Genomic DNA, 17,754 nt, shown 5'->3' with positions numbered 1-17,754 from the left:
ATATAGTTATTTTGATTAAGAAGCTTTTCATAATAAATATAAGATTTATGCAGAGTAATTATAAATAAAAATCTGAACTTACAAAATAAATGACATTAAAATGTTAGCAAATGATTTAAATATTTTTGTATAAAACTTGAATTACAACGTTTGAATATCCGTTAAGAAAGTTCTTTGTTTGAACGTTAGAGAGTTTAGAACTTTTAGGATATTCAATAAGATGTAATTCTTAGTTTTATTAAAAATATTTACCCCATTAGCGGTATTTTAATGTTATTTATTTTGGGATTAAACCTATATTATACTCACGTTCATATAAAAGCTAGGTGAATATTTTTTATAAAATCTTCATCAATTCAGCTATATTAGATATTTCATAATCTGCACTACTAAGTTCATCCTTACTACCATAACCAAAATTACATGCAATCGTATTGATCTCATTTTTTATTCCAGCTTCAATATCCTGAATACGATCTCCTATAATAACCATTTCAGATGGATACTTATCTTTTATTTTCTTAACGATTTCATGCTTAGGAATATAATTATACTCCTCAGAGCATACCATTTCTTCAAAATAATTATCTAGATTAAATAACTCTCTAGCCATATCTCTATAATATATTCCACAATTACTAACAAATAAGAGTTTATATTTTTTATCTTTCAAATACTTTAAAACCTCTATTGCTCCATCATATAACTGTGCTTTACCGTCAGACAATTGATTGAGCATTTCTTTTCCTATAATCTTACTCGCTTTATTTCTTACATCCTCATCTAAATCTGGCATAAATTCTTTCCACATATCCTTACTACTAAATCCTAGCCAATATGAGATTTCTTGATCACTCCACTTTCTATCTTTAGCAAATTCATTATCAACTAAATACTGATATGCTTTTCTAAATGCTGGAGCATATATTTTTATACTTTTGTGCAATGTTCCATCATAATCAAAGAAAATTGTTTTTATATTTCCAAACATATTAAGTTTACCCTTCTAAGTCTGATAGTAAGTTTGCCATTTCAATTGCAGTTACAGCAGCTTCATATCCTTTATTACCTGCCTTTGTTCCAGCTCTTTCAATTGCTTGCTCAATATTGTCTGTTGTAAGAACACCAAATACTACTGGTATTTCTGTATCCAGTGAAACACTTGCAATTCCTTTAGTAACCTCACTTGAAACATAATCAAAATGTGGAGTTGCTCCTCTAATAACTGCTCCTAAGCATATAACTCCATCATATTTCTTTGAACTAGCCATTTTTTTAGCTACAAGTGGTATTTCAAATGCACCTGGAACCCATGCTATTTCAATATTTTCTTCATTAACTCCATGTCTTTTTAAACCATCTAGAGCACCTGATAGTAATTTGCCTCCAATAAATTCATTAAATCTACCCACTATTATTCCAAACTTCTGCTCTTTTGCAACTAATTTTCCTTCATAAATTCTCATCTTATTTTTCCTCCTCAAATTTTAGCATATGTCCCATTTTATTTTTTTTTGTTTTTAGATAAAATTCATTTTTTTCATTATGATTCATTTGTATTGAAACTCGTTCTACAATTTCTATACCATATCCCGAAAGACTAGATATTTTTTTGGGGTTATTCGTCATAAGCTTTACTTCTTTGATTCCTAGATCACACAGTATTTGAGCACCTATTCCATAATCTCTAAGATCATCAGGAAATCCTAATGATAGATTAGCTTCCACAGTGTCCATACCTTCATCTTGTAAAGCATAAGCCTTAATTTTATTGATTAGTCCAATACCACGACCTTCTTGACGCATATATAATAAAACGCCTCTTCCCTCTTCTTCAATCTTTTTCATAGCCTCTGCATATTGATCACCACAATCACATCTTAAAGATCCAAAAGCATCTCCAGTAAGACATTCTGAATGTACTCTAACAAGTACTGGTTTACCATCATCAACATTCCCTTTTACTAGTGCAACATGGTGCTCACCATTCAATTTATTAATATATCCAACCATTTCAAAATTTCCATACTTTGTTGGTAGATGAGCTTTAGTTACTCTTTCTACTAAAAGTTCATTTTTTCTTCTATATGCTATTAAATCTGCTATTGTTATTAACTTTAAGTCATGTTTTTTTGTGTATTCAACTAATTCAGGAACTCTCGCCATTGTTCCATCTTCATTCATAATTTCACAAATTACTCCTGCTGGATACAGGCCTGCAAGTTTAGCTATATCTACTGCTGCTTCAGTATGACCAGCTCTTTTGAGTACTCCACCCTTTTTAGCTACTAATGGAAATATATGTCCTGGTCTTGTGAAGTCTTTTGAACTAGCTTCATTATCTACAAGCTTTTGAATTGTCATTGCTCTTTCTTTAGCAGATATTCCTGTTGTTGTACTTGTGGCATCTACTGAAACTGTAAAAGCAGTTTCTTTCGGATCAGTATTATTAGAGACCATAGGATGAATATCTAGTTTATTTAATCTTTCTTTAGACATAGGAGCACAAATAAGCCCTCTACCAAACTTTGCCATAAAATTTATTGCTTCTGGTGTAGCTTTCTCAGCTGCCATTAAAAGATCTCCTTCATTCTCACGATCCTCATCATCAACCACAACAATCATCTTTCCATTCTTAACATCTTCTATTGCCTCTTCTATAGTGTTAAATTTCATTTATAACTCACCCCTATTTTTAAATTTCAATTTACATAAAACCATTTTTTGTTAAGAAATCTAAATCTATATTACTCTTACTTTTCTTATCTTCTTTAAATAGTAATAACCTTTCAATGTACTTACCCATCATGTCACACTCTAGGTTGACTTCATCTCCAACCGTTTTGTGAAGTAGAGTAGTCTCTTCTTTTGTTAGTGGTATTATTGAAACTTTAAAAACATCTAATCCAGAATAAGCCACTGTTAAGCTCGTTCCATCAATTGCTATAGATCCTTTTTCAATTACATATTTCAAGATATCACTTGGAGCCTGAATAGACACCCATGTAGCATTATCTTCTTCTTCTATTTTTTTTATCTTACCTACACCATCTATATGACCAGAAACAATATGTCCGCCTAATCTATCATTAACTTTCAAAGCTCGTTCTAGATTAACTAAACTACCATGTTTTAGATCTTTTAAATTGCTTCTCCTCATAGTTTCAGGCATCACATCAACAGTAAATGAGTCTTTTGTAAACTCTACAACAGTCAAACAAACACCATTCGTGCTAATACTATCCCCCAATTTAACATCATCCATTATTTTACTTGCACTTATTTTAATTTGGGCTGACTTTAATCCTTTTTTAATAGTATGTACAGTTCCTATTTCTTCTATTAATCCAGTAAACATACACTATTCTTCCTTTCCTAAGTAGCCTTCAATCATAATATCTTGTTCAATCATTTTTACTTCAATACGTTCTAGTTCTATAGAATCTTTAATATAAGCTATTCCTGCACCACCTACTGGAGTTTTTGAATTTTCTCCTCCTATAATCTTTGGTGCAATAAATGAAATCACCTTATCTACACACCCAACCTTTAAAATACTATAATTTAAAGTTGAACCACCTTCTATTAAAATACTATCAATCTCCATTTCTCCAAGCTTCTGAATGAGATATTCTAAATCTACTTGATCATTTTTTAATGGAGTAATAATTATTTCTGCTTTTTTTTCTTTGATCAATTCAAGCTTATTTCTATCAGCTTTTTCAGTTGTGACAATAATAGTTCTACTATTTGAATTAAGATTCAAAACTTTTGAATCTAAAGGTATTCTGCATTTTGTATCTACTATAATTCTAACGGGATCAACACTTTCTTTATCTTTTAATCTAGTTGTTAATGAAGGATCATCTTGTAAAACAGTACCTATACCAACCATTATTCCGGAAACTTGGTGTCTTATTTCATGAACATATTCTCGTGATTTTTCATTAGTAATCCACTTTGAATCACCTATACTAGTTGCAATCTTTCCATCTAATGTCATAGCAGTTTTTAAAATACAAAACGGTAGTTTTGTGGATATGTATTTAATAAATATTTCATTCATTTTCTTTATTTCTTCTTCCAAAACACCTACTATAACTTCTATACCATGATCTCTTAAAAGTTTTATACCATTTCCTGCTACTATAGGATTAGGGTCCTTCATTCCTATAATAACTTTCCTTATTTTCTTATCTATAATCAACTGTGCACATGGAGGTGTTTTTCCAAAGTGAGAACACGGCTCTAATGTAACGTACATGGTTGATCCTGTAACCTCCTCACAAGCATTAGTAATAGCATTTACTTCTGCGTGTGGTCCTCCGTAGTATTCGTGATACCCCTCTCCAATAATTCTATCTTCTTTTACAATCACAGCACCTACTAAAGGATTGGGACTAGTGAATCCTTTACCTTTAATAGCTAATTCAATTGCTCTTTTCATATATTTGTCCACATAATCACCTCTATTTATCCTTAAATTCGTATAATGCTAATACATATTCTTCCCTATATTTTCTATAGTTATATCTAAACTTTATACTTTTTTATTGAATCTAGGAACTAAACTTAAAAATTATGCTCATTGAAATGTTAGCTACTTTTAGTTAACGTTTTACTATTCAACTTAGATTATGCTGTTAAAATATCCGTTAAAAAAGTTCTTTGTCTGACTAAAAGGAGTTTAGAACTTTTAGGATATTTTATAAAGCAAAATCTGTAGTTTTATTAAAATGTTGACTAAGTAGCGTTATTTCAATGAGTATAATTTTTCGGCTTAATCTTAAATTTAATTTAAATATAAAAAAGCTCTGAAGATATTTATCTTCAGAGCTTGCAATCTAATTAATACTATAATAACTATTATAAAAAACAAATAATTATTATAAATAACAACTATAAAAAGTCTTTATTTTAAAGGATTATAATTTCCTATTTTTTATAAAAACAATAATAGCATAATGTTATTCTATTAATTTATCTTCTCCCATCCAGACTTTACTGTCGGTCTTGGAATTTCACCAAGTCAACCACATTGTGGTTCGTGGACTATACCACCGGTCGGGAATTTCACCCTGCCCTGAAGATTTATTTAATTTTTTTAAATTTAACATACAAAATTATTTTTGTCAACAATAAGCTAATATCTATATTTTTTAATCACTAGGAAATTATATTGATTTTCAACATTTTATTTGTATCCATGAAATCACTGTAATATCAATTCTTTTAAGCAGTATAATCTATAAAACTTTCAGTCTTAACAAACCATAAATTTCCACAAAATATTTTTTTTATTCGTTTTATAAATTTTTAAATTATAAATGGTTATAATTTAAATATAGAAAAGTTTTTTATAAAATATATTGATTTGAATTTTCACTCTAAAATTGAGGAGGAATATTATGTTTACTGATATAAAAGAGATGAGAAATAAAAGAGAAGATGGAACATATGATTTGACACTTGAAATTTCAGAAAGAGAATTTTTCAAAGTATATAACAACATAAGTGATGATATTGCTGATGATTTAATTCAGCAGTATTTAGTTGATGTTCAAGACGACGGTAGATTTGAAAATGTAAAAATCAAACACAACAAAGATAGACATACTATAAGATTAACTAGTGAACTTCATTACTATGGAAATGACCACACTGATTATAATATCAATAAAAGATAGATCTAAACTTAATTCAGATGGAATTATTACTCCATCTGAATTTTTAATTGTGTAATTTCCCTTTTAGATAAGCTTATCAAGAAGCTGTTAAGTAATTATATCCATCTTTAAAACAATAGATTTTTGGAAATTTAATTTTTAGATAAAATTCGCTTTATGCTTACTAATTCACCCATCTCCAACTAAATCCTATAGGCTCACTTCTTAAAATTTATATGAATTCAAGCCCCATCAAATTTTACCATTATATTATTTGGAAACTCTTGGAGTTAGAGTTTTTTCATTAAAACTAATTCCAAGTTAAAAATCATATAATTTTCTTATATATAAGATTATTTTAGTAGAATTAAGCTATTACCTATCCTGTAGCGACCTTTTCTTAATGTTTTCACACGAGCGATCATTTATTTTTATTTCTAAAATTAAGTTCGGAATATTTTTACAATAATTCTAAGTTGTAAATAACAAAAAATCACTATATAATTAAAAATAATGATACTATCAAATTGATATTATTCTAATTATTTTTTATATTTTCCGTATACAAAAAATAATCATAACTAGGAGGTAATAACTATGATTTTTAAATTCAAAGATTGGAAAATAAGAAAGAAGTTATTTTCAGCGTTTTTAGTAATGATAATTCTTTTCTTGTTTATAGGAACAACATCATTTGTTTTTATAAAAGACATTAGTAATTCTAAAATCAATTTGCTTTTAGACAACGATAAACTATATACTCTTGTCTTAGAATTAAGAAAAAATGAGAAAGACTTTTTATTAAGAGAACTAACTAATCCACAGTTTTTTGAAACTGGAAAAAGTAAATACATAGATAAATTCAATTCAAATTTTGAAAATTTACAAAACCAAATAAAGAAAACAAAAGAATATAAAGAAATATATTCAAATCAAGAATACTCTAATCAAATTAAAGAAATGGAAAAATTGGTAGATTCTTATCACAGCATGTTCATACAAGTAGCACAAAAAACTAGTGAAGTAGGATTTGACCAATATGGTCTAGTTGGAGAATTAACTAATATACAAAATTCTATAAAAACTTTATCATCAAGCAATGAAATAAACTTTTTATTGCTAAAAGCTAATATGACAAAACAGCATTACTTTCTAACAAAAAATGAACAATATTTTAATGAATTATTATCAATCTTTTCTGATATGAAATCTTTATCTAATGATTCAAGTTTAACATCACTTCTAAATAATTATGAAGATACACTTAATCAAATACATTCTATTAATAAAGAAATCGGATTAACTAGTAGTGAAGGTTTAAGGGGCCAATACAGAAACACAATTCACCAATTTGAACCATTAGTTGAAGAAATAAATATAAATATTAAAGAATCCACTCAAAAAAGTGTAAAAAATATACAATCAATTATTGTTGTAAGTATTATTACTAGTATTATAGTAGCTATATTATTTGGTGCATACATTTCAATTTTAATAACAAAACCAATAATAAAAACTACTAATATGCTTAAGGATATATCTGAAGGCGAAGGAGATTTAACTCGAAGACTAGAAGAGACAACTAAAGATGAGATAGGCGAATTAGCTAAATATTTTAATCTATTTGTTGATAAAATACATTTCTTAATTTCTCAAACAAAATCTAACGCTAATATATTAGGCGAATCGTCTAATCAAGTATCTCTTGCTATAGAAGAAGCCAATGAGGGTATAGAAAGCATTGCAAGTGAAATGAACAATATTTCCTCTAGTATTCAAAATAATGCTAGTGTTGTAGAAGAAGCTACTGCAAGTATAGAAGAATTGGCTACTAGTTCTCAAGTTATTTATGATGAAACTGAAATTGCATCTAAAAATAGCAAAAATATTTTAGAATCTGCTCAACTTGGTGCAGAAAGTATAAAAGAAGTTGTTGAAAGTATTAACGAAGCAAAAAATTCTACAAATGAAGTTTATGCAATTATAGAAGATCTTAAAATTTCGTCTGACCAAATAGATGAGATAGTTTCTATAATCACATCAATATCAGAACAAACAAACCTATTAGCCTTGAATGCCGCTATTGAAGCAGCAAGAGCAGGTGAACAAGGTAGAGGTTTTGCTATAGTAGCTGATGAAGTTCGAAAACTGGCTGAAGAAAGTAAAAAATCTGCTGAAAACATCAGTTTATTAATACATCAAGTTCAGAAAAAAACAAATAATGCAGATATTTCAATAAAGCAAGGTCAAGAATTTGTTACAATTAGTGTTCAAAAAGCAACTAATACAAATAGTATATTTGAAAATATTTTAGATTCTATTGAAAGTACAACTGATAAAATTCATATGATTTCTAATTTAGCAAAACAAGAATCCGAAATTTCTAATGATATGGCAAAAGCTATTGATGAAATAGCAAAAACAACACAAGATAATGCACTTGCTTCTGAAGAAATCAATTCATTTATAGAAGGACAAGTAAGTACTTTTGAAGAAATAGGTGCAAGTATTGACGAATTAAATTCAATGTCTCAAGTTTTAAAAGAACAAACAGATAAATTTAAAGTTGAAGAATAAAAAGAACCCCCTAATTTTTTAGGGGGGTTCATCTTATCCAATTTTACTTTTTAACCATTCTTCTATTTCAAAAATCATATCTTTTTCATCAGTTTTACAGTTAATATTATTTAGTTTTTTACAAATAGAATCCATCTTAAATGGTATTTTTAATAATTCATTTTCTATATCCTTAATTAAGACACTATTCATTGCATCAGAGTAAATAACTAAAGAATCAATTATACCGTTCTTTAGGTTTAGATTCAGGTCTATTTCTCCCCATTTAAATCTCTTTACAAAGTTTATATCAAACTTAGGAGTTTGCCCATATTTCCATTCCCAAGAAGAATATTTTTCATATAGATCTTGTATATCTTGTTTATCCTTTATATATTCTATATTTGAATCACCTTTGTAAAGTTCAAGAAAACTACTTATAAGACTCTCTTTTAATTTTTCGATTGTTATATCATCGTTAATAGTTTTCAAATTTACTACTCTAGAACGAACTGATTCAATTCCTTTAGAAGCAATCTTTTCTTTTGATACTTTTAAATATTTACTTAATTTATCCATATTTGCATCGACAAGTATAGCTCCATGATGATATGATGAATTTGCTTTTTCATAAAATGCATTTCCCGAAAATTTTCTTTCTCCTACTAATATATCATTTCTTCCTGAAAACTCGGCATTAATACCTAAATTATTAACAGCTTTAAGAATTACACTTAACTGTTTTTCTAAATCATATAATTTTTTATCCATAACAAAAGTGAAGTTTAAATTTCCAATATCATGAAAAACAGCTCCTCCACCAGATAATCTACGAGCTATTTTTCCACCATCTGCTTCAAAATCTTTACACATACATTCTTTCCATGGATTTTGGTTTCTTCCTATTACAATAGTATTTTCATTTTGCCATAAATATAATATTATTTCATTGTCTTTAACTTTTTCTAGAAGGTATTCTTCAACAGCTAGATTGTGCCACGGGTTGTATGATGTTGAACATATTATTCTAGTTGAAATATTATTATGCAAAGTGTATAGCCCCCCCTTCTACATTAAGTGCTGCTTCATGTATTGATTCTGCAGTTGTTGGATGTGCAAATATAGTTTCTGTTATTTGCTTCGTAGTAAGTTTATTGTTTATACATAGTGTTACAGAAGCTAGTAAATCTGTTGCATGTGGTCCTATTATAGTACTACCTATTATTTTTCCTGTTGCTTTTTCTTTTATTATTTTAACAAAACCTTTAGCATCTCCCAATGTCAATGCTTTTCCATTAGCAGACATAGGGAATTTGCCTATTTCTATTTCAATACCTTTTTCATTTGCTATCTTTTCAGTAATTCCTACAACCGCTATTTCAGGTTCAGTAAAAATAGCACTTGGAACCGTTGAATAATCAATAGCTTTATTTTTTCCTAAGATATTATCAACAGCAACAATACCTTGGTGGGAAGCAACATGTGCTAATTGTATTATATTTGTAACATCACCTATCGCATAAATATTTAATATATTTGTCTGCATTTTTTCATTGACCTTGATACCTTTTTTATTGTCATTCATTTCAATCCCTAATTTTTCAATACCTAATTCTTCAAAGTATGGTTGTCTTCCAACTGAAGCTAATACTTTATCACATGAAATATATTTACTTTGCTCATCTTTAATAAACGAAACTATACATTCACCACTTTCAGTTTCATCAATTGATTCAACCTTTGAGCTAGTATATAGTTTGATTCCATTTTCTTTTGCAATTTCACTTATTTCATGACACACATCTTCATCTAAAGAAGCTAATATTTCGTCTGCATATTCAACAACAAAAACTTCTACTCCAAAGCTTGCATAAATAAAAGCAAACTCCATTCCTATAACTCCTCCACCAACTATTACTAATTTATTTGGTAAGTCTGTCATATCTAAAGCTTCCTTGCTTGTTAATACGTGCTTAGAATCTATACCTTTAATAGGAGCAACTGATGGTTCTGATCCAGTAGCAATTATTATATCTTTAGTTTTTATAGTTGTTTCTGTTCTATTTGTTTTCACAAATACAGTATTTTGATCTATAATTTCACCTTTTCCATCAATCTTCTGTACATTATGCTTCTCTAATAAGTACTCTATACCCTTTTTAAGTTGATTTTTAATATCATTTTTTCTTTCGATAACCTTTTCCATATTAACAGAAATATTCTCAGCAAAAATACCAAAGCTATCAGACTCTTTCATATTTCTATACACTTCTGATGAACGTACAAGTGCTTTTGTAGGTATGCAACCATGGTTTAAGCAAGTTCCTCCTACATGTTCTTTTTCAATTATAATAACTTTTTTACCTTGTTTTGCTGCATAAATTGCTGCAACATATCCTCCTGGACCTGCTCCTATTATAGTTATATCTGCCTCTATTTCTTCTTTTTGAGGTTTCATTAAATTATTAAAATAATTAAATCCACCTGTTGCATCAGAGCATTCTTCAGTTTTTACTCCATCTATTTTAAATAAAATATCTCCTATATTAACAGTATCTCCTTCATCTATTACAATTTCTTCAATAACACCATTAGCATTAGATTTTACAGAAACATTCCCTTTCTGAGATTCAACTTGAAGCAGTACATCTCCATCTTTTATTTCATCACCAATTTTCACATCGATTTTTCCTACTTTTCCACTATTACTCTCTCCAGATAATTGTTCAAGTTTTATTTCAATCACTAGTACTACCTCCTTTAGAATTCGCTTTATGCTAATACATGTCTCATATAAATAAAAGGCAGTTGAAATATCTTCTGCCTTTTTTGTACTACTTAAATATTATTTGAAATCTTTTTCAAATTCATCTATTGAATCTTTTAATAATGTTGCGCTATATGCCATAGCAGGTCCTCCACCAAAAGCTACTGATACCATTGCAGCTTCCATAATTTCTTCACGAGTTGCTCCTGCTTCTAAAGCTTTATATGCATGGAATACTATGCAATATTCACAACGATTATAAACTCCAATAGCTACACTTATTAACTCTTTAGCTTTTGTATCAAGTTTTCCTGGTTTATAAGCTGCTCCTAATAAGTTCATGAAAGCGTTTACCTGTTCTCCATTAGTTTGACCTACATCTTGTAGTCCTCCCATAAATGCATTTAATAATTCTCTTGGATTTTTTTTCATTTTTATTCCCCCTATATTTTATTGTTTTTGTAATAGTTGTAGTGCTAACCATTAGCTTAGCAACTGTTATTGTTTAAATTATAACATCATGTATTTAATAAATCAATACTTTTATCCACAATTTTACAAACTTTTATATTATATACTATACTTATTCACTAAGTTGTGCATTTTCAACCAATTTATTGAGTACTTTTTTAAATACTTCCATATCCTCATCAGAAATATCTCTGACAATTAAATCACTAAATTCTTCACCAAAAGGTAGTAATTCTTTTCTACGATTCTTACCTAATTCAGTCAAGCATATATAGGTAATCCTTCTGTCCTTTATATCTTTTTCACGTCGTACATATCCTTCCTTTTCCATTCTATCAATCAATCTTACCATTGTAGATTTTTTTATATCCATCTTTTCAGCTAACTCACTTTGATTAATATATTCATATCTGCCTAAAAAATATAAAGCAATCCACTGAACCCTAGTAACTTCATAACTACTTAACTTTTCATTAAAAACATCTGAAATTTTTTTAGAAACTTTATTTGTTATAAATCCAACACAGTCATCAAGCTTAAACATACAACTTCCTCCTAATAATATCTATCTTTAGTTTCTGACATTAAGTTTTATTTTATCCAAAAGCTTAAAATTCTAAAACTCCATCCTCTTAGGGCTAGAGATAAGAACTTAGCAGCTTCTGGATTAGTTTACCCAAAGAGCACTTACGCAACTAAAAATTCAGCAGGAGTAAGAACTCCATCTGAATTAAGTTTCACTTTATAATAACATATTTTTATTTTTAATACATTATCGATTTCTTATACAAATTTTTTATTGTTAGACCATACTTACTTATCCATTTTTTACTTTAATTATATACTTTCAAATTTGCATTAAAAATGTTATTATAGTCTATATGAATAAATTAAGACAGTTCGTAACCATCCTGTCTATAAACAAAACTAGGACCAATTACCTTAAAGGGTAGTTTTTTTGTTTATGGGGCAGCTATGCCCTTTTTTTGTGTCCTTTTTTAAATTTAAGGAGGCTTAATATAGTGAAAAAAATAGGTTTAACAACTACAGTTCCTGTAGAAGTTCTTATAGCAGCTGGATATACCCCTATAGATTTGAATAATCTCTTTATAACTTCTAAAGACTATTCAAATTATATTGATATAGCAGAAAGAGATGGTTTTCCTAAAAGCATGTGTGCCTGGATAAAAGGGATTTATGGAGCTTGTATAGAGAATGATATAAAAGAAATAATTGGAGTTATGGAAGGAGATTGTTCTAATACAAAAGCACTTATAGAGGTATTAGAGTTAAAGGGAATTAAAGTCTACCCTTTTTCATTTCCACACAGCCATAAAAAAGAAGATGTAAAAAAAGAATTAAACAAGTTTATGGATATTTTTAATGTAAATGCCCAAGAAGTTGAAAAAATAAGAATTAGATTAAATAAAGTTAGAAACTTAGCTAAAGAAATTGACAAGTTAACATATGTAAATAATAAAGCCAATGGTTTTGAAAATCACCTTTATCAGGTAAGTTTAAGTGATTTAAATGGAAATGTTGATAATTTCGAATCTGAACTTAAAAATGCTATTCTCAACATAGAAAAAAGAAAACCTATAAATAAAAAACTTAGATTAGGATACCTTGGTGTTCCTCCTATGACTGGTGATATATATGAATTTGTTGAAAACTTTAATGCATCTTTTGTATATAACGAAGTTCAAAGAGAATTTGCTTTTCCAAGAGCAATAAAGCTACAAATATATATGAACAGTACTATGACTACACATATCCATATGATACTGAGTTTAGAATTATAGAGTTAAAAAATCAAATTAGTGAAAGAAAATTAGATGGAATAATTCACTACACACAAGCTTTTTGTTATAGAGCAGTTGAAGATATTGTCTTAAAACAAAAGCTAGATATTCCTATTCTTAATATAGAAGGCGATAAATTAAATACTCTTGACGCTAGAACAAAACTTAGAATTGAAGCTTTTCTTGATATGTTATTAGATTTAAAGGAGGAAAAGTAAATGAGAATTTTAGGTATAGATCTTGGAAGTCGAGAAGTTAAAATTGCAGTAATGGAAGACAATAAAATAATAAAAAAACAAAAAATTAGTACAATGTCTTTTTATAGAGACTATTGTAGTTATGATGGTAAAGTTACAGTAGATTTAAATAAATTAGATATAAATGATATTGATATAGCTGTATCTACAGGATATGGTAGAAACAATACTGATTTAAATAAATTCACCCCTATAAATGAAATAAAAGCCCATGTTTATGGTGGATTCTATCAGACAGGGTTAAAAGATTTTATACTTCTAGATATAGGTGGTCAAGATGTCAAAGTAGTTAAAGTTGAAAAAGGAATTACAACAGATTTAGAGCTTAATGAAAAATGTGCTGCTTCATGTGGTAGATATTTAGAAAACATGGCAAACGTACTTGAAATATCTATTGATGATATGAGTAAAGAATATGAAAATCCAGTAGAGCTAAATTCAACATGTGCAGTTTTTTCTGAATCTGAGTTAATAGGAAAAATAGCTGAGGGCGTTAGCATAGAAAGTTTATGTGCAGGAGTTAATTATTCCTTATATAAAAGGTTAAACCCCCTTTTAACAAAATTTAAGGGAAGAAAATTGGTTTTAACTGGTGGAGTTGCTAATAACGTTGCTATAAAAGAATATTTAAAGAAAGATTATGATGAAATTATATCAGTTAAAGACCCTCAATTTAATGGAGCAATCGGATGCTGTTATTATGGAAGTAAATTTAGGAGGTAACAAAATGTATATATTAAAAGCAGAACACAGTTTTGATAGCGCTCATTTTCTTGCAAACTATAAAGGAAAATGTAGCAATATTCACGGTCATAGATGGAGAGTTGAAATAGAAGTACAGTCAGAATCGTTAATTAACGGTGGACAGTTAGATGGTATGGTAATAGATTTTGGAGATTTAAAAAAAGATGTTAGAGAAATAGTAGATTACTATGATCATGCCTTAATAATACAAGAAAATACTATGAGAAAAGAAACTTTACAGTGTCTATCACAAGATGGATTTAGAATACTAGAAGTTAAATTTAGACCAACAGCAGAAAACTTCTCATTCTTTTTCTTTAACTATATGAAGGAAAAAGGATACAACGTAAAAAGAGCTACTGTTTATGAAACTCCTACTAATAGTTCTACCTATGAAGAATGCGAGGTGAAATAGCATGGATTTTAAAGTAGTTGAAAAGTTTGTAAGTATAAATGGAGAGGGTCGTTTATCTGGTCAACTAGCCGTATTTATAAGATTTGCAGGATGCAATTTAGACTGTAGTTACTGTGATACTCAGTGGGCTAACGAAGAAAATGTAAAGTACGAATTGATGAGTGAACAAGAAATATATCAATATATAAAAGCTACTAAGGTTAAGAACGTTACATTAACAGGTGGTGAGCCTTTACTTCAAAACGGTCTTATAGAATTATTAAATATACTATCAAAAGATGATAATCTTTCAGTTGAAATAGAAACTAATGGTAGTGTATCTTTAAAGGAATTTATAAATATAAAAAATCCACCTAAGTTTACAATGGATTATAAACTACCTTCAAGTAATATGGAACAAAAAATGTTAATTGATAATTTTAAATATTTAACTAAAAATGATACAGTTAAATTTGTCTCAGGTAGTACCAACGATTTAGAAAAAGCGAAGTATATAATCGATCAACATAATTTAGTAAGTAAAACTAACGTATATATAAGTCCAATATTCGGTGATATCAATATGGCTGATATTGTTGACTTTATGCAAAAACACAATATGAATGGAGTTACTTTACAGGCACAACTTCACAAAATAATATGGGATCCTAATGAAAGAGGTGTATAAATCCAATGGGTATCAATTTAAAAGAAATTGAAAAACACATACGAGGAATTTTAATAGCTTTAGGGGAAAATCCAGATAGAGAAGGTATAAAAGATACTCCTAAACGAGTTGCTAAGATGTACGAAGAGGTATTTAAAGGACAAGCTTATACAAATCAAGAAATAGCTGAGATGTTTGGTAAAACATTTAAAGATGATTTGAATATAAATGAAAACAATAAAGATATGGTTTTTATGAAGAATATTGAAATTTTCAGTCATTGCGAACACCATTTAGCTTTAATGTACAATATGAAAGTAGCAGTTGCATATATTCCAAAAGACAAAGTTATTGGCCTTAGTAAAATTGCTAGAATCGCTGATATTGTTGGACGTAGATTACAGCTCCAAGAAAGAATAGGAACAGATATAGCTGAAATTATACAGATGGTAACTGACTCTAATGATGTAGCAGTTATAATTGAAGGTGAACATGGATGTATGACGACTAGAGGTATAAAGAAAACTAATGCACAAACAGTTACAACTACATTAAGAGGAAGATTTGAAACTGATCTAACTTTACAAAATACTTTAATGATGATGTATAAATAGGTACAGAAAGGTAAGGTATATTATATGAATATAGAGGTAAATAAAGATAAAGCTGTAGTAGTATTTAGTGGAGGTCAAGATAGTACTACTTGCTTATTCTGGGCAAAGAAAAAATTTAAAGAAGTTATAGCAGTATCATTTGATTATGGTCAAAAGCACAAACTAGAATTAGAATGTGCTAAAGATATCTGTAAAAAATATAATGTAGAACATCATTGTCTAGATTTAAATTTATTAAATCAATTAGCACCAAATTCTTTAACAAGAACAGACATAGAAGTAGATAAAGATTCCCCAGAAGATGGAACTCCTAATTCATTTGTCGACGGAAGAAACCTATTGTTTTTATCTTTCGTTGCCATATTTGCAAAGCAAAAAGGAGCAAATCATATTATAACTGGTGTATCTCAAAGTGATTTTAGTGGATATCCTGACTGTAGAGATGTATTCATAAAATCTTTAAATGTTACATTAAATCTATCTATGGATTTCCAATTTGTAATCCATACTCCATTGATGTGGATTGATAAAGCTGAGACTTGGAAAATGGCAGATGATTTAGGGGTACTTGATATAGTTAAAAATGAAACTTTGACTTGCTATAATGGAATTAAAGGAAATGGATGCGGAGATTGCCCTGCATGTAAGTTAAGAAAAAATGGATATTTAGAGTTCAAAAAATCATATAAATTGTAAGCTTAACAATAAATAAATAAATAAAAAAAATAACACCTACGATTAATTATTATTTCTATACTCTGTAGGTGTTATCCCTTCTATTTTTTTGAAGACTTTAGTGAAGTATCCACATTCATAGTATCCAAGTTCTGATGCTATATTTACTATAGGTATATCTGTGTTTTTAAGCATTTTCTTAGCTTTTTCTATTTTATACTTAGTTACATAAGTTGTAAAATTCATTCCCATTTCTTTTTTAAATAGTTTACTAAAGTAGTAAAGACTTATATTCGAAATACTAGCTACCTCTTCTAGTAATATTTGTTCTCTGTAATTTTCTTCAATATATTTCAAAGCTGGTTCTATAATCTTATTTGAACATTTTAATTTCTCAATATCATTTTTCTTTGTTTCTGTATCACTTTCTAATATTTCTTCAAATATTGATACTAACAAACTATTTATATAAGCAGAAATAGATTGTATACTTTCAAGAGAGTTAAGTTTATGTAAATACTCTTCTTCATTTAACAATCTATTGTGTTTAAATCTAAATTTAGAAGATATTTTCATCATTTTTTCTAGAATCAACTTGATTTTATGCCTAAAATAATCAATATCTTCATTACTAGCTATAATATAGCTTTCTATAATGCTATTTAGTAAAATTTCAGCCTCATTTTTATCCTGGGATATAATTTTATCCATTAATAATAACTCTTTCATTTTTATTCTATTATTATTAATTTTCAAATTATTAATTTGTACACTTAAAGCATTCAATAAATTATCGCACTTAACAGGTTTTAAAATATAATCTTTTACACCCAAAGTTAAAGCTTCATGGATTAAATCAAAATCATCATATGCAGTAAGTACAATGATCACAATATCTTCATTTTGATTTTTAATAATTTTTGAAGCCTTTATTCCATCTATACCAGGCATCTTTACATCCATAAATATTATATCTGGCTTTAATTTTGAGTTAAGCTCTATTGCCTCTCTGCCATTCTTAGCTTCTCCAACAATTGTTACTTGATCTTTAAATTTTTCCAACATTATTTTTAGTGCTTCTATTTCTAAGATTTCATCATCTACTAATAATATTTTATACATATCCGATCTCCTATCTATA

Annotated in this window: 19 protein-coding genes and 1 riboswitch; of the genes, 9 read left to right on the top strand and 10 right to left on the bottom strand. The window is 28.4% G+C overall.

The window, feature by feature from the left end; all coding sequences use genetic code 11:
* Nucleotides 1-337 precede the first annotated feature (337 nt).
* Genes P4S50_RS02500 through ribD form a run of 5 tightly spaced genes read right to left on the bottom strand, consistent with a single transcriptional unit; the run spans nucleotide 338 to nucleotide 4,459 of the window.
* Complete coding sequence (locus P4S50_RS02500) at nucleotides 338-991, bottom strand: HAD family hydrolase (protein ID WP_277732928.1); 654 nt, start codon at nucleotides 989-991, stop codon at nucleotides 338-340.
* Between the two features lie 7 nt (nucleotides 992-998).
* Entirely contained in the window at nucleotides 999-1,466 is a 468-nt protein-coding gene (gene ribH, locus P4S50_RS02495; RefSeq protein ID WP_277732927.1) for a 6,7-dimethyl-8-ribityllumazine synthase, read from the bottom strand.
* A 1-nt stretch (nucleotide 1,467) separates the two neighbouring features.
* Nucleotides 1,468-2,676 carry a bifunctional 3,4-dihydroxy-2-butanone-4-phosphate synthase/GTP cyclohydrolase II gene (locus tag P4S50_RS02490; RefSeq protein ID WP_277732926.1) on the bottom strand — a complete coding sequence of 403 codons (1,209 nt, stop codon included), beginning with the start codon at nucleotides 2,674-2,676 and terminating at the stop codon, nucleotides 1,468-1,470.
* A gap of 31 nt (nucleotides 2,677-2,707) precedes the next feature.
* The gene (locus tag P4S50_RS02485; protein WP_277732925.1) at nucleotides 2,708-3,358 is read right to left on the bottom strand and encodes a riboflavin synthase; all 651 of its coding nucleotides are present in this window, start codon (nucleotides 3,356-3,358) and stop codon (nucleotides 2,708-2,710) included.
* Between the two features lie 3 nt (nucleotides 3,359-3,361).
* Nucleotides 3,362-4,459 (bottom strand): bifunctional diaminohydroxyphosphoribosylaminopyrimidine deaminase/5-amino-6-(5-phosphoribosylamino)uracil reductase RibD, encoded by a 1,098-nt coding sequence (gene ribD, locus P4S50_RS02480; protein ID WP_277732924.1) that lies wholly within the window; start codon nucleotides 4,457-4,459, stop codon nucleotides 3,362-3,364.
* 519 nt (nucleotides 4,460-4,978) lie between these two features.
* A riboswitch (FMN riboswitch) is annotated at nucleotides 4,979-5,095 on the bottom strand.
* Nucleotides 5,096-5,408: 313 nt separating this feature from the next.
* Between ribD and P4S50_RS02475 the strand changes: the two genes are divergently transcribed.
* Nucleotides 5,409-5,687 (top strand): hypothetical protein, encoded by a 279-nt coding sequence (locus P4S50_RS02475; protein ID WP_277732923.1) that lies wholly within the window; start codon nucleotides 5,409-5,411, stop codon nucleotides 5,685-5,687.
* 576 nt (nucleotides 5,688-6,263) lie between these two features.
* Nucleotides 6,264-8,243 carry a methyl-accepting chemotaxis protein gene (locus P4S50_RS02470; RefSeq protein ID WP_277732922.1) on the top strand — a complete coding sequence of 660 codons (1,980 nt, stop codon included), beginning with the start codon at nucleotides 6,264-6,266 and terminating at the stop codon, nucleotides 8,241-8,243.
* 33 nt (nucleotides 8,244-8,276) lie between these two features.
* Here P4S50_RS02470 and P4S50_RS02465 read toward each other — a convergent pair whose 3' ends face one another.
* The 4 genes from P4S50_RS02465 to P4S50_RS02450 all read right to left on the bottom strand — a co-directional run bounded on the left by P4S50_RS02465 (nucleotide 8,277) and on the right by P4S50_RS02450 (nucleotide 12,004).
* Complete coding sequence (locus P4S50_RS02465; RefSeq protein ID WP_277732921.1) at nucleotides 8,277-9,272, bottom strand: lipoate--protein ligase; 996 nt, start codon at nucleotides 9,270-9,272, stop codon at nucleotides 8,277-8,279.
* Nucleotides 9,265-10,968 (bottom strand): dihydrolipoyl dehydrogenase, encoded by a 1,704-nt coding sequence (lpdA, locus tag P4S50_RS02460; RefSeq protein ID WP_319023195.1) that lies wholly within the window; start codon nucleotides 10,966-10,968, stop codon nucleotides 9,265-9,267. The genes P4S50_RS02465 and lpdA overlap by 8 nt, the downstream gene beginning before the upstream one ends.
* A 99-nt stretch (nucleotides 10,969-11,067) precedes the next feature.
* Nucleotides 11,068-11,421, bottom strand: a complete 354-nt coding sequence (locus tag P4S50_RS02455) for a carboxymuconolactone decarboxylase family protein (protein WP_277732920.1) — start codon at nucleotides 11,419-11,421, stop codon at nucleotides 11,068-11,070.
* Nucleotides 11,422-11,572: 151 nt separating this feature from the next.
* Nucleotides 11,573-12,004, bottom strand: a complete 432-nt coding sequence (locus P4S50_RS02450; protein WP_277732919.1) for a MarR family winged helix-turn-helix transcriptional regulator — start codon at nucleotides 12,002-12,004, stop codon at nucleotides 11,573-11,575.
* A gap of 478 nt (nucleotides 12,005-12,482) precedes the next feature.
* Here P4S50_RS02450 and P4S50_RS02445 point away from each other — a divergent pair, with 478 nt between their 5' ends.
* From P4S50_RS02445 to queC, 7 genes are read left to right on the top strand one after another with little or no spacing between them, the layout of a single operon-like run.
* Entirely contained in the window at nucleotides 12,483-13,262 is a 780-nt protein-coding gene (locus P4S50_RS02445; RefSeq protein ID WP_331489684.1) for a 2-hydroxyacyl-CoA dehydratase family protein, read from the top strand.
* Nucleotides 13,172-13,480, top strand: a complete 309-nt coding sequence (locus P4S50_RS20230; RefSeq protein WP_416390147.1) for a 2-hydroxyacyl-CoA dehydratase family protein — start codon at nucleotides 13,172-13,174, stop codon at nucleotides 13,478-13,480. Before P4S50_RS02445 ends, P4S50_RS20230 begins: the two co-directional genes overlap by 91 nt.
* Nucleotides 13,481-14,242: an acyl-CoA dehydratase activase gene (locus tag P4S50_RS02440; RefSeq protein WP_277732918.1), complete on the top strand. Its 762-nt coding sequence runs from the start codon at nucleotides 13,481-13,483 to the stop codon at nucleotides 14,240-14,242. It begins immediately after the preceding gene.
* Nucleotides 14,243-14,246: 4 nt separating this feature from the next.
* Entirely contained in the window at nucleotides 14,247-14,678 is a 432-nt protein-coding gene (gene queD / locus P4S50_RS02435; RefSeq protein ID WP_277732917.1) for a 6-carboxytetrahydropterin synthase QueD, read from the top strand.
* Between the two features lies 1 nt (nucleotide 14,679).
* Nucleotides 14,680-15,345, top strand: a complete 666-nt coding sequence (gene queE, locus P4S50_RS02430; RefSeq protein WP_277732916.1) for a putative 7-carboxy-7-deazaguanine synthase QueE — start codon at nucleotides 14,680-14,682, stop codon at nucleotides 15,343-15,345.
* A 5-nt stretch (nucleotides 15,346-15,350) separates the two neighbouring features.
* Nucleotides 15,351-15,938, top strand: a complete 588-nt coding sequence (folE, locus tag P4S50_RS02425) for a GTP cyclohydrolase I FolE (protein ID WP_277732915.1) — start codon at nucleotides 15,351-15,353, stop codon at nucleotides 15,936-15,938.
* 24 nt (nucleotides 15,939-15,962) lie between these two features.
* Nucleotides 15,963-16,634 (top strand): 7-cyano-7-deazaguanine synthase QueC, encoded by a 672-nt coding sequence (gene queC, locus P4S50_RS02420; RefSeq protein WP_277732914.1) that lies wholly within the window; start codon nucleotides 15,963-15,965, stop codon nucleotides 16,632-16,634.
* Between the two features lie 42 nt (nucleotides 16,635-16,676).
* Here the strand turns inward: queC and P4S50_RS02415 are convergent, their stop codons facing one another.
* Entirely contained in the window at nucleotides 16,677-17,735 is a 1,059-nt protein-coding gene (locus P4S50_RS02415; RefSeq protein WP_277732913.1) for a response regulator transcription factor, read from the bottom strand.
* Between the last annotated feature and the right edge of the window lie 19 nt (nucleotides 17,736-17,754).

The organism is Tepidibacter hydrothermalis, assembly GCF_029542625.1.
Classification (GTDB): Bacteria; Bacillota; Clostridia; order Peptostreptococcales; family Peptostreptococcaceae; genus Tepidibacter_A; species Tepidibacter_A hydrothermalis.
The sequence above is the reverse complement of the archived record's forward strand: the minus strand, read 5'-3'. Positions and strand labels throughout refer to the sequence as shown.

Excerpts from the sequence above, each read along its gene's own strand:
- P4S50_RS02455 (WP_277732920.1), bottom strand. The coding sequence starts at position 11,421 with ATGAAAAAAAATCCAAGAGAATTATTAAATGCATTTATGGGAGGACTA.
- P4S50_RS02475 (WP_277732923.1), top strand. The coding sequence starts at position 5,409 with ATGTTTACTGATATAAAAGAGATGAGAAATAAAAGAGAAGATGGAACA.
- queE (WP_277732916.1), top strand. The coding sequence starts at position 14,680 with ATGGATTTTAAAGTAGTTGAAAAGTTTGTAAGTATAAATGGAGAGGGT.
- P4S50_RS02450 (WP_277732919.1), bottom strand. The coding sequence starts at position 12,004 with ATGTTTAAGCTTGATGACTGTGTTGGATTTATAACAAATAAAGTTTCT.
- P4S50_RS02470 (WP_277732922.1), top strand. The coding sequence starts at position 6,264 with ATGATTTTTAAATTCAAAGATTGGAAAATAAGAAAGAAGTTATTTTCA.
- P4S50_RS02490 (WP_277732926.1), bottom strand. The coding sequence starts at position 2,676 with ATGAAATTTAACACTATAGAAGAGGCAATAGAAGATGTTAAGAATGGA.
- P4S50_RS02415 (WP_277732913.1), bottom strand. The coding sequence starts at position 17,735 with ATGTATAAAATATTATTAGTAGATGATGAAATCTTAGAAATAGAAGCA.
- folE (WP_277732915.1), top strand. The coding sequence starts at position 15,351 with ATGGGTATCAATTTAAAAGAAATTGAAAAACACATACGAGGAATTTTA.
- queC (WP_277732914.1), top strand. The coding sequence starts at position 15,963 with ATGAATATAGAGGTAAATAAAGATAAAGCTGTAGTAGTATTTAGTGGA.
- P4S50_RS02500 (WP_277732928.1), bottom strand. The coding sequence starts at position 991 with ATGTTTGGAAATATAAAAACAATTTTCTTTGATTATGATGGAACATTG.
- P4S50_RS02440 (WP_277732918.1), top strand. The coding sequence starts at position 13,481 with ATGAGAATTTTAGGTATAGATCTTGGAAGTCGAGAAGTTAAAATTGCA.
- P4S50_RS02485 (WP_277732925.1), bottom strand. The coding sequence starts at position 3,358 with ATGTTTACTGGATTAATAGAAGAAATAGGAACTGTACATACTATTAAA.
- queD (WP_277732917.1), top strand. The coding sequence starts at position 14,247 with ATGTATATATTAAAAGCAGAACACAGTTTTGATAGCGCTCATTTTCTT.
- ribH (WP_277732927.1), bottom strand. The coding sequence starts at position 1,466 with ATGAGAATTTATGAAGGAAAATTAGTTGCAAAAGAGCAGAAGTTTGGA.